Genomic DNA, 12,400 nt, shown 5'->3' with positions numbered 1-12,400 from the left:
CATCAACATCAGCTCGATCTACTGCGTATGGAATATGAGAGGAAGCTTGAAGTGGAACAATTAAAATTGAAATTTGCCAAGCAAGAATCCGAACTGCTCCTATTATCCCAGCGCAAACCACTCAAAGAAGATCTTAATGCCCCGCCCCGTAAAAAAAGACGTTCGAGAAACGACGAAGCTGCACTCTCTATCAGCGGTCAGCATCAATTATCTACTGATGATTATGATGAAGCAGATATTGAGTTGGATCAAAAATACGATCTACCAGACGCTGCCGAGGATTTATATGAAATGCTCGGCGATGAGCCTCCCCAACCACAGGAATGAACGTAACCCCCGTCCATATCCGGCGGGGGCATCTTAATGATATTTTTTCGTTTGCAGTAAAAATGGTGGTTCCTTCGATCGACAATTAATTAAACTTACTCCTTCAATTGGATCAGTAATGCTGAATATTTCATATTCCGAATTAACCACATATTGCTCCGCTAGTTCATCCACATCATTATCATTCGAATACACGATCATCATTTCGTCCACGTCACCACAGATGAGGTACCAATACTTATCCATCCTCTTATAACGGCTGCAAGCGAATTTCAATATCCTCATTGCCATGGACGATCACATATTGTATCAGCGTTTGAATAATCCCTTTAGCTTGCTCGACCGGAAGCAAATGCATCGCGCTAATAATATTGTTCACTTTATCGTTTAACTCCTTCTGAACCTGCTCCATATCTACTGCTTCGACTTCCCCATGATCCATCATCTCCAACCCGGATAATATATGATCTAGTCTTGCCTTCTCCTCGTTTAAATCATCAAGCTCAATTAAACCGGAGGTATAGGCTTCTATTTTTCGCTTATAGCGTGCTTTCGCAGTGTTTCCCTTTTGCTCCAGTTGCTCCCYCTCGGACTTTACGACCGCTTCCTTCGCCATTATCATCAGGATACCGGAAGTATCTTCAACGAGTTGCAGTAACCCTTCCTTGAACCATTCTTCGACAGAATCGGCACGGTACTGCTTACTGGTACAAGTCCCTTTATTCTTATTCGCAGAACAACGATAGACGCGGTATCGTTTGTTAGGAGAACCTGAGAATCCGATGCTCATACCGGATCCACAATTTCCACATCTGAGCATACCACCCATCAGATGCGGGCTTGTCTGGGCTCTTGGAGCCATGGTCGTCTGTCCCATTCGCCTTTGCACACCATCCCATATCGACTTCTCAATAATGACTGGGAGACATTCTTCCACGTTCACCCACTCCGATTCATCCTTGTCTTTACGCTTTTTTTTGCTCGAATCTTTCCGATTCCAGACCAAAGTACCTTTATAAGCGGGATTAGTTAACATCAACTTAATTGCTCGAATTGACCACTCTTTCCGCTGTCTGGATGGAATGCCTTCCTCATTTAATCTCTTCGCAATAGAATAAAAGCCAAGCCCCTCAATCAGATACAAGTCGTACACACGTCTTACTATATCTGCTTCCTTTTCATTAATAACTAAGGACTTGTCCAATAGGTCATACCCGTATGGACTTTGCGTTAACCATTTTCCAGTGGTGGCTGCGTGAAACATATTTTCAAAAACGCGTTCGCGAATACGCTCCCTCTCAAACTCAGCAACCGCTCCTAGAACCTGCAGCGTAAGACGACCAGATGGAGTGTTGGTATCAAATGATTCGCTAATGGATACAAAAGAAACCTCAAAATTTTGGAACATGTCGATTAGATTAAGTAAATCTAGTAACCGCCTACTCATCCGATCGAGCTTGGTGACCATGATACGTGATACGCTTCCACTCTTCACTGCATGCAGCAACCGCTTTAATTCCGGACGATCCAAGTTTTTAGCCGAATAACCGTCGTCGACAAAAAGCTGAACCTGATCCGTCCAGCCCATTGCCCGGCAATAAGCCTTTAACCGTTCCTGCTGTTCATCAAGCGAGACACCCTCTCGTGCTTGCTCATCGGTAGAAACCCGGCAGTATAAAGCCACAGAACGGATATTATATGCCTCATTTCCCCTTTGTTTTCCGCTCATGACTTCCCCCCTTGTCCATACCTATGCCTGTCCTGTTGTATATATGTTAAATCAAGGGGGTGTTCCGGTGATGCTATGGGACAACTTAGTAGATACCACATAGTAGTCCGATTTTAGTAATCTTTTTAACTCTAGACGATATAATTTTTCAGCCAGACAACCATCATCGACAAAAAGCTGAACCTGATCCATCCATCCCATTGCCCGACAATATGATTTCAACCTTTTCTGCTGTTCATCCAGTGAGACAGCCACTCGTGCTTGTTCATCCCTCGAGAACCGGCAGTACATAACCGCACGGAGGCTACACACCTCGTTTTCCCTTTGTTTCTCGCTCATGACACGCCTCCTGTTCATACTTATCCTTGTCCTGTTGTATATATGCTAAATCAAGGGGTTGTCCCTTCAACCTTGCCGCATAGAATAGATCGAGGTGATGTTATGGGACAACTCAAAGTCCGTTTTACTATTGAACATCATGACGAACGGAGTAGCTTCACATCATTGTCCGATCTGCAACAGCACTCATTCTCAGATCTTCTATTGAATCGCCTCAATGATTTTGAAATTCGTCTAAAACGTGCAGCGGCTGACATTTGGCTACAGCAGAAGCTCGGCAGAGATAACCATTCAAGCTACCAAATAATGATGGCGCAGAATCATCCCACCTCCGAAAAAACGGACTAAACGCCAAAAGCCTAACTCCTTATACAGGGGTTAGGCTTTCCTTATCGTCATCGGATTATTCACTATAATAAACAGATATTCACAATGATGAATACCTTCCCAATGTTTAGGACAGCTTAATGGATGTCGGATGATCCAGCTGTGAACAGCTCCACTCCTTGCTCCACCATCGTCATCAAGTAATCAGCAGCAATTGGATTGGTACGGTGCATGTCCAACAGCAATTCGCCTATGCGCTCTGCACGCCACACTGTATGATCGTTCTCTGGAACATCTTCGTTAATGATCATATGTAGTTCTTGCTGCAGCTTACTCAATATCTCCAGCTGGATGGTCTGTGTTTTTCCCGTTTCCAGATTACTTAAATACGCGGGTGACACCCCTATCTCTTTGGCGAATTCATTCAGTCCGAACCCTTTCTGCTGTCTGATCTGCCTTAGCTGTTGACCGAAATTACTCATCTTCTTCATCACCACCTTAGGAGGAATAACACCTTGAACCGCAAGAGAACACGTACCACTGAGTTGCAAATTTCGTCCATTAGTCATATTCACGACCCACTTGCCGCACGTAAATGGATGGAGTTATACGTCACACTGCTGAAGAAGCAGCTTATCGCTGAACATCTTGACCAAAGCCCTGAAGAGGAGTGAATAGCCAATGAAAACAGTATTGTATGCTCGATCTTCCATTAAAACGCAGGAGCATTCTATTGATATGCAAAAAGCTCTTGCTCTAGAGAAAGTTAAAGCGAAGGGCATCTTATTCGATGATCTATATCTGGATGAAGCTGTATCGGCAAGAAAGACCAAAATTCACGAACGACCACATTTAAGTCGTTTAATTCACGACATAGAAAATGGTATAGTCTCAACGGTTTACGTTTATAAGCGTGATCGTTTAGCCAGAAATGTTGTACAGTCGATGGAGATATTTGAACTGTTCCGCTCCAAGCAAATCATAGTTGTATTCACCGCAGATAATGAAATACCGATCCAATACTCTCCAGCCGGTGAATTCTTCGAGCTGATCATCGCAGGTTTCAATCAACGTGAAGCCAATCAAATCGTCCAACGTATCAAAGAAACAAAATATACGATGACGAAACAAGGGAAACATGCACAAGGACGGATTGCCTATGGCTACGTTGTTGATAAGGACAAGAATTATGATCAACATCCGGAGCAGGCTAAGACGATCTATAAACTGTATGATGCGATTATTAAGACCAAATGTGGTACGTTCTCAGATTTTATTCGAGATATACAGTCACATGATTGGTTTCCAGCCAAATGGGATTACAATCGAATCCAAAGTTTGATTGGAAACACCATTTATAAAGGTATTCGAAAAATCGAGGAATTTGGTGAGTATGTAGAGATTGAGAATGAAAGGCTCCGTATCGTTGACGAAATAAGTTGGATTAAGGCACAGGAACGGATGAAAAGTCTCATCCAATCTCGCTCTCGAAAAACTAGTAGAGTCCCTATGATTCTTGACGATTTGATTTTTTGCGGCAAATGTGACAATGCCATGTTTGGCAAAGAAAAAACGGATATCAGTACAAGAAGATATTACACCTGTAAAAGCCATAATTACATCCGTCTCGCTCCTGAGTTGCTGGAAAAAACGATTTTGGAGGAGTGTGCAAAATTCGTCACGGCGCAGTTTCAGACCAACTTTCCTGAACTGTACCAGCTGACACACGGGAACCTGATTCAGTTTTACCAAGACTCCATTACTGAAAGCAAAAAGGCAATTCATTTATATAAACAGAGTCTTTATGTAGATACCGCATCATGGCTTCAATCCCCAACACCAGAATTACAGGATAAGCTATTCTACCTTCACAATTGCATTCGTCGTGAAGAGGAAATGCAACATTATTATCCCTTGGAGCTTGATCAATTGCAGAAACAGTTCCATCTAATAAAGGAGCTTCAACAATCAGTTGATTTAATAACCGAGGTTCTCTCCTATAGCGACTGTGAAAGAGAAGAGTTCATTCGGGACATTGTCTATCGCATCGAGATTGACACTCCCTCACTTTGTATTCAATTTCGAGATCCGTTTAAAGGAAAGGCTGTGATTCTACATGTTGGCGTTAGCTGATCTCATACAGCCTGGGATGAGGGGCGCTTTCTATGGGCGCCATTCTACGGATAAACAAACGATGGAAACCCAGCGGTCCATGGCTTATGAATTTGCAAAGAAATATGGATGTACCATTACATGTGAGTACGAAGATGCTGGCGTATCCGCTAGAAAAAAGAAGCTAGATGACCGGAAGGGAATCTCCCTTCTTCTTAAAGAAGCGATTGACGGCAAATTTGATTTCGTCTTAATTAACCATCATGACCGTATCGCACGAAACCCAATGGAACATCAGAAGATCCGAATGATTTTAGCCGGTTGCAATATTCCTGTTGTCATCAGCAGTTCCGAGAGCTTATATGACTCTGGGGATTTTATTGTTGATCTTATCAAGGATGGGACTTCTAAAATGGAAGTTGATAACACTAGAATTCGTACCCGAGATACCGCTAAGAGTATATTAATAAAAGGAAAATGGACTGGCGGTAAAGCCCCCTTTGGTTATCGCTATGACAAAGTAACCAAAACCTTTTCTCAATGCGGAGAAGAATTAACAATTGTAAGACGTGTGTATGAGTTGTATCGCAATCGAGAGGGTTTCCAATCCATTGCCCATTTGGTCAGCGATGAAATCGGTAAATCCATTAATAAAGCAACTATACGTTGGATTATTACGAACCCTTTTTACGCTGGTTACATGTCCCATCATCGCAAATCCCAACGTTCAAGAAATTCAATTACTCCAATTGAAAGCTGGTTGATGATTAAAAGTGATTTGATTGAGCCTATTATGAGTCTGGATGAATGGAAAGAAACCTGGACGATCTTCGAGCAGAGAAAGACCGGAAACCTTAACCCAAAAATGTATAAAACGAGCTTCTTCCTAAGCAATCTACTGTATTGTTCAGTCTGTAAAGGTATTTTGGTTGGTAAGGACCAAACTACGTTTGATAAGAAACGAAGTAAACTTTACGGGAAGAAGTGGTATTGCTGMCCTACTTGCAAATATAAGATCGAGCTAGATCGGATGCATGCTGTCATTGATGCTGTGTTGAATGATTTGAAATCTCAAAATCTAGAAACCGTTAGCTTGGATGTATATAACGAGCTATTGAAGGAGCGTCAACTCGTTACTAATAGATTAAATAAGACGAAAGTCGAATTAGATGGAACTGAACATCAACTGCAAATAGCAGAAAATCAATCCAAACGCCTTGCATCTGTGGTGAAAGATCTTGAAACCATTGACAATAACACCAAAATGGTTCAAATCCTTACTATGCAGAAGGAACACCTATCCAACCGGATCAGAAAACTGAAAGCAGAAACTAATCAGTTAGACAAGAGCGCTCAGTACCTCGAACTGATTGAGGGAAATCAAGCTGAAATCACGCGTAATATCAAATCCCTCAGTATCATGACTAGTCACGACAATGATAACGATATTCGTAAAATGATTACCTATCTGGTTCTGCAAGCTACACTTACTCCAAAAGCCATTGATAGCAAGAAAGTAGTGACACATGGAGATATAGCTATCCAAACCAGAAGCAGCCTTGTAAGAACGACCATCAGTTAACCGACTGTCTTAACTAAGACGGTCGGTTTTTAAGTTGTCTTGGTTATCTCCTCTGAATGTGGACAAGTTCTCGGTTAATGGGTCTGCTTGTCCTTCGCGGGTGCCAAAATCTCGGTAACGAGATAGGCACCCGATCGGTAGCCTACCCGGCTACCGAGATAGAACGCCCAGAAAGTGCTTGTACACTGGGGTTTGTCCATGTTCTATATTCACCAGTATGGACAGGATTTTAGGATGGTAAACGTTTCTCGGTTATTGGGTGCATATTCAAAAAGACATTTTAAAAATCTCGCTCTTTAGTGATGTTACAAAAAGAGGTAAATTGTAAACATTTGCCGAATATTACACTAAGTATATAAAGTCACAATTAACTCGAGGAAATCATGAACTTTGAAGAAGGTTTAGTCTATATTCAAGACTTCATTCGAAAACGACCTATAATTATCGTCGGTAYGGGTCTCTCCTTATCAATGGGTTTACCTGGTATGAAACAACTACTCGAACATTTGGAGACAAGGATCCCTAAATTAAGTAACGGTAATAATGCTATCTCAACAGAGTGGGATTCTTGCTTGAAGGTTATAAAAGAATTCGGATTTGAAGAAGGTTTAAATAAAATTACTATCTGCAATGAATTGTTGGAGCTGATTATTGATGAAACGGCTCAACTAGTACACTTAAAAGATCTTGAAGCACTTCATTCAATTCCAAAATTACAATTGAGCGACTATCCTTTTGCTAAATTACTCAAACATCTGATAGATAGTCTTCCTCCAGAAAATCCAACATTAAATGTTATCACCCCGAATTATGATCATCTGGTGGAGTATGCTTGCGATTTAATTGAAGTTAAAAGTTGTACCGGCTTTAAAGGCACTTTCATTTTGAAGTTTGATCAAGATCATTTAAAAAATGACACCTACAAATTAAATCCTACAGTTGACCATCGGGGTAATGTAAGATACAAGAAAATTCCTCGTGTCAGGTTATTAAAGCCTCATGGTTCGTTGTATTGGCAAAGAATTAATGGAGATACATACGAATCTTTCCAAAAGCTAGATGGAGCAAAACGAGTCATTATTACACCTGGCAGCACGAAATTCAAAAGTAGCCTAACGGATTCCATAATGAACTTTCATAGAGAAATAGCTAATGATTGTATTCAGAGATCTAATTCAATCTTAATAATCGGATACGGATTTAATGATGTCCATCTTCAAACTGTCCTTCAAGAAAGATTAAAGTCTGGAGTAGACTGTTTAATCATAACTAAATGGCTTTCTCCTACCGCTAAAGAACTAATCAATTCTTACAAACAAATCATTGCATTGGAAGAAGCCGATCACCTAAAAACAAAATGGTACTTTAATCAAAAAGAGGGTACTTGGGATGATCCAATCTGGAGTTTAGATCAATTTGTGAAGAGAGTTTTATAAAAATGGAGGCTTGAACATGTCTATATTTCAATTTGCAGAACATATGGCTATCGGTGAAGTTAGGGGAGTTGATACATCTCAGATATTTATTAGAGTGACTTCGGCTGAAAAATTATCACAAGCACGCGTCGGACGTTTAGTTGCAATTCAAGGACAAGATGCCAATGAGTGGGTTGTTGGTCTTGTTAATAGAGTATGGAGAGATCCGATTGAGTACAAAATTCAAGAACAATCAGATGAGATACCAATGGACCAGATTCCAAGTGAAATGAATACAATTCAGGTTACTCTCGTAGGTACATACTTAGCTCGATATGGTACAAAGTTCAATCACTTTACCAGAGCAATATTAAGTTTACCTGATATTAATCGGTTTGTATTTCCGTTAGAAGGTACGTCACTTGAAAAGTTCATGAGTATTATTGGAAATGCAGAGAATGGTGAATCAGTACATCCTCTAGAGATAGGAGTATATACATTAGATCGAAAAGCTAAAACCTATCTTGATGCAGACAAACTCTTTCAACGACATGCTGCTTTACTAGGGAGTACAGGTTCAGGTAAGTCTTGGTCCGTGGCAACAATACTTGAACAAGCAAGCCAGCTCAAAAATACCAACATAATCTTATTTGATTTACACGGTGAATACACTGGACTTCCTTATACACAACAACTTAGAATCGCTGGACCCGGTGATTTAACTTCTCCTGATGATAATGTTCTCTTTTTACCTTTTTGGCTTATGAATTTTGAGGAAATTCAATCATTAATTATTGACCATTCAGAGCAGTCGGCACCAAACCAATCTATGGCAGTCCTTGAAGCAATAACAGAAATAAAGAAAGCAACTCTGACTTCTTTAGGTAAAAAGGACGTCTTAGATAGTTTTACTGTGAACAGCCCAATTCCTTTTCATATGGAAAGCATTATTAAATTTTTAGAGCAAAAAAACACTGAGGAGATGGATACCGGTGAAGTTTACAAGACAGGTTCCAACGCAGGACAAGCAAAAACAAAACAAGGACCCCTTTACGATAAATTAACAAGAATGCTTATTAGATTAAATAACAAAATTGAAGATAGGCGTTATGGTTTTTTATTTCAAGCTCCAGAAAAAAACTACGAGTACGATTCATTATTCGAAATCGCTAATACTCTTATGGGACATTCCGGTATTGATGGATATAAAAAACCTGGAATTAAAATAATTGACTTTTCGGAAGTACCTTCAGATATTCTTCCGATAATTGTAAGCTTAGTAGCTAGATTAGTTTACCAAATACAATTCTGGTTAGATCCTGGTAGTGACAATAAAGGTAGACATCCCATTTTATTGATTTGTGATGAAGCACATTTATATTTACCAAATTCGCCTCAGAATACGACCGAACGCAAATCACTTGAAAATTTTGAACGAATCGCTAAAGAGGGGCGTAAATATGGTATTGGACTATTTGTTGTCAGTCAACGTCCGTCAGATGTCAGCACCACGATATTAAGTCAATGTAATAATATTATATCTCTGAGATTAACGAATGAACGGGATAAGTCAGTAGTTAAAAACTTATTACCGGACACTATGGGTGGTTTATTGGACGTACTTCCGGGACTTGAAGTCGGAGAAGCTGTGGTGGTTGGCGATTCTACATTATTACCTACAAGAATAATTTTAAATAAGCCTAAATATCCACCAAAAAGCTCTACAATTGAGTTCTGGGATAGATGGCAAAATAGTGGTGATAAAGTGAATTTAGCACAAGCTGTAGAAAATTTACGAAAACAGAGTAGAAATTAAATGAAAAATAAGGATAATAGTCACACCAGATTACTTTTATAGGACTATTTAGGATATACTTACAGTAAAAATACATTATTCCAAGATTTCAAAGGGTTTTTTTTGATCAAATGACGAATTATCAGAACTCTGAAAAGGCATTCTGCTAAATATCATCAAAAATGAACAAGATGCCTTTTACCCTACAGAGTATTTTCAGCTTCCTCAACATTCAAATACTCAGTAATCTGTGGTAACCCAGGTTTACTGCTACCCTGTTCCGTTCTATAGTATGGACAAGTATTTGGTGGCGTTAACATTGTTTAATTTGTACCAATATTGTTTAATTTGTACCAATATAATACTATTTTCACAGAACGTAAACAGGAGGTTGTGGAATGACTCAAGATAACTTAGCAGAAGACCAAATAAAAAAAACCAATCAACCAGTTTCTGTTACAGAAACAAATCAAGACGATAACAATAATTGTGAACTTTCTCATAAAAGACAAGTCAATAAATCTAATGAAAAAGATGAATCAAAAGCTGCTGCACAAGCAATTAATTTATTGCTAGAAGAAAGACAAAAATTCATATTAATTGGTTTAACCGGTAAAACAGGTTCTGGCTGTTCTACTACAGCAAATTTACTAAACAGTACAATGTTTGAGGATTTTAATCCTCCTGAAGTTATTCATTCAAATTTTACTGATAATGAAGAAAGAAAATATGAAATAGTGCATCATTATTTGAAATCCAACTGGCGTCCTTTTAATGTTATTAAAGTAAGTAATATAATTTCAACTTTTTTGCTTGATTACACTTACTCAGACTTCATACAAGAATTAACTAAATTACAACTTCAAAGAAAACAAGAAAATACATATGTTCTTACAGATGTATTTAATAATAGTACCCTAATAACAGAAGTACAGACTGCATTAAAGAAAAATACGCTACCAATGTTAGATAAAACATTTGAAGAATTATTTAATGAAATGAGAGATATTCGAGAAACAGTAAAACATCATTATACCCACAAAAATAATGAATCTAAGTCAAAACCTAAATATAACGAAATGTATAATGCATATAATTTTTACTTCGAGAAACTCCCTTCATTTTCAAAGCAATTTAGAGATTTATTAGATGAATTAGAACCTAAATTAAGTTCTCAAGTTTTACAAGCATTAGGTAATAATATACGAACTTCGGGTTTTGCATTCTGTTCAGATTTTGAGCCGGGAAACGTATTAGAACTATCACAAAGAACTAATAATTTAGTTAAATTACTCAGAGATTACATTAAACATCTCAAGAGAGAAAAGAAAATCTTGATTGTAATAGATGCTTTCAGGAACCCTTATGAAATTACATTTTTTAAAGACCGCTATTCAGCATTTCATCTATTTTCAATAAATTCTTTAGAAGGAGATAGGAAAACAAGAATAAGAACAAACTTATTAAATGAAAAAGACATTGATGAAATCGATGAAGTTGAAAGCGGAGCACAAACCAAAAATAAAACTAAAGAAAAATTCACAAATCAAAATATACCTGAGTGTTTACAAATAGCTGATATTCATTTATTTAATCCTCAAGAAGATGATGGTAACTATCATGAACTTAAAAAACAATTAGCTAAGTACATCACTTTAATTATGCATCCTGGGCTAATTACCCCTACTAATATCGAACGATGCATGCAAGTAGCTCTTACTGCAAAAGTTAATTCTGGTTGTCTTTCCCGACAAGTAGGCGCAGTTGTCACTGATATCAACTACTCAGTGAAAACAATTGGATGGAATGATGTTCCGGAAGGTCAAATTCCTTGCAATCTCAGAAGCTTATCAAAATTAATTAAAGGTAATGATAAAAGTACCTTTAGTGAGTTTGAAAGAACAGACAAAGAATTTAAAGCATTTTACAAAAATAAAGCAGAACATAAGCTAAACAATCCCGATGTAAGCGATAGAGTATTTACCTATTGTTTCAAAGACTTGTATAACGGAAGTACAACTAAAGATAATCAAGTTCATACCCGATCATTACACGCTGAAGAAAATGCATTTTTACAATTAACTAAATATGGTGGGATGGGGATTAAGGGAGGCTATCTATTCACCACTGCTAGTCCTTGTGAACTTTGTTCTAAGAAAGCATACCAATTAGGAATAACTAAAATATATTATATTGATGAATACCCAGGTATTGCACAAAAGCATATCCTTAATAATGGTTCCAACCAACCTGAACTAATCTTATACAAAGGAGCAATTGCTACATCATATCATAAACTCTATACACCATTAATGCCTATTAAAGACGAACTATATACTTTATTCGATATTAGTTTCAAGTAATAAATTACTTTAAATAACAGAAATTAAAAAACTGTTGATATACCCTTACACTTATTTGATTAAACAAGCAAAAAACAAGGTCAAAATTACATAGATTCTGAAATAGAAATTAAACAATGCACAATTTCTTATTAGAATGAGAAAAATGTAAAATTACTAGGCATACTGGATCACCCATTATTTCCAAATTCTGCACTGTTGCTAAGAGTGCAAAAGATACAGCTATAGCTGCGGGAGTTGGTTATGTCGCAACAGCTACAGTATTAGCTATTGGTTCCACAACTGCTGGCACTGCAATCATTACACCTATTTCAAGTGCTGTCGTAACTTCGGCTGGAGTTGCGTTGGTGGTGCATCTGTCGGGACTGCTATTGCCGGTTCTGCCATTGTAGGAGTTGCGATCACTGTAGT

12 protein-coding genes are annotated in these 12,400 nt (G+C 38.2%); 8 read left to right on the top strand and 4 right to left on the bottom strand.

Annotated features, from left to right (window positions below; all coding sequences use genetic code 11):
* Nucleotides 1–327 (top strand): hypothetical protein (locus AC1DWN_RS17550; protein ID WP_477560198.1); only part of this gene is annotated, 327 nt, incomplete at its 5' end.
* Nucleotides 328–360: 33 nt separating this feature from the next.
* On the opposite strand, the gene AC1DWN_RS17545 is transcribed toward AC1DWN_RS17550, so the two are convergent.
* From AC1DWN_RS17545 to AC1DWN_RS17535, 3 genes are read right to left on the bottom strand one after another with little or no spacing between them, the layout of a single operon-like run.
* Complete coding sequence (locus AC1DWN_RS17545) at nucleotides 361–573, bottom strand: hypothetical protein (protein ID WP_477560197.1); 213 nt, start codon at nucleotides 571–573, stop codon at nucleotides 361–363.
* Between the two features lie 4 nt (nucleotides 574–577).
* Nucleotides 578–2,056, bottom strand: coding sequence for a recombinase family protein (locus tag AC1DWN_RS17540; protein WP_477560196.1), 1,479 nt, complete (start codon nucleotides 2,054–2,056; stop codon nucleotides 578–580).
* A 51-nt stretch (nucleotides 2,057–2,107) separates the two neighbouring features.
* Nucleotides 2,108–2,395, bottom strand: a complete 288-nt coding sequence (locus AC1DWN_RS17535; protein ID WP_477560195.1) for a recombinase family protein — start codon at nucleotides 2,393–2,395, stop codon at nucleotides 2,108–2,110.
* Between the two features lie 102 nt (nucleotides 2,396–2,497).
* Here AC1DWN_RS17535 and AC1DWN_RS17530 point away from each other — a divergent pair, with 102 nt between their 5' ends.
* Nucleotides 2,498–2,743, top strand: coding sequence for a hypothetical protein (locus AC1DWN_RS17530; RefSeq protein WP_477560194.1), 246 nt, complete (start codon nucleotides 2,498–2,500; stop codon nucleotides 2,741–2,743).
* 116 nt (nucleotides 2,744–2,859) lie between these two features.
* Here the strand turns inward: AC1DWN_RS17530 and AC1DWN_RS17525 are convergent, their stop codons facing one another.
* A complete protein-coding gene (locus AC1DWN_RS17525; RefSeq protein ID WP_477560193.1) occupies nucleotides 2,860–3,204 on the bottom strand; it encodes a helix-turn-helix domain-containing protein in 345 nt (114 codons plus the stop codon).
* A 33-nt stretch (nucleotides 3,205–3,237) separates the two neighbouring features.
* Here AC1DWN_RS17525 and AC1DWN_RS17520 point away from each other — a divergent pair, with 33 nt between their 5' ends.
* From AC1DWN_RS17520 to AC1DWN_RS17495, 6 genes are all read left to right on the top strand, one after another.
* Nucleotides 3,238–3,396, top strand: a complete 159-nt coding sequence (locus tag AC1DWN_RS17520; RefSeq protein WP_477560192.1) for a hypothetical protein — start codon at nucleotides 3,238–3,240, stop codon at nucleotides 3,394–3,396.
* A gap of 7 nt (nucleotides 3,397–3,403) precedes the next feature.
* The gene (locus AC1DWN_RS17515; protein WP_477560191.1) at nucleotides 3,404–4,855 is read left to right on the top strand and encodes a recombinase family protein; all 1,452 of its coding nucleotides are present in this window, start codon (nucleotides 3,404–3,406) and stop codon (nucleotides 4,853–4,855) included.
* Nucleotides 4,839–6,416: a recombinase family protein gene (locus AC1DWN_RS17510; protein WP_477560190.1), complete on the top strand. Its 1,578-nt coding sequence runs from the start codon at nucleotides 4,839–4,841 to the stop codon at nucleotides 6,414–6,416. Before AC1DWN_RS17515 ends, AC1DWN_RS17510 begins: the two co-directional genes overlap by 17 nt.
* Before the next feature lie 383 nt (nucleotides 6,417–6,799).
* Nucleotides 6,800–7,852 carry an SIR2 family protein gene (locus AC1DWN_RS17505; RefSeq protein ID WP_477560189.1) on the top strand — a complete coding sequence of 351 codons (1,053 nt, stop codon included), beginning with the start codon at nucleotides 6,800–6,802 and terminating at the stop codon, nucleotides 7,850–7,852.
* A 16-nt stretch (nucleotides 7,853–7,868) separates the two neighbouring features.
* Entirely contained in the window at nucleotides 7,869–9,647 is a 1,779-nt protein-coding gene (locus AC1DWN_RS17500; protein WP_477560188.1) for an ATP-binding protein, read from the top strand.
* 377 nt (nucleotides 9,648–10,024) lie between these two features.
* The gene (locus AC1DWN_RS17495) at nucleotides 10,025–11,989 is read left to right on the top strand and encodes a hypothetical protein (protein ID WP_477560187.1); all 1,965 of its coding nucleotides are present in this window, start codon (nucleotides 10,025–10,027) and stop codon (nucleotides 11,987–11,989) included.
* The last annotated feature ends 411 nt before the right edge of the window (nucleotides 11,990–12,400 follow it).

This window comes from Paenibacillus sp. P4_A7 (assembly GCF_056402455.1).
The sequence above is the reverse complement of the archived record's forward strand: the minus strand, read 5'-3'. Positions and strand labels throughout refer to the sequence as shown.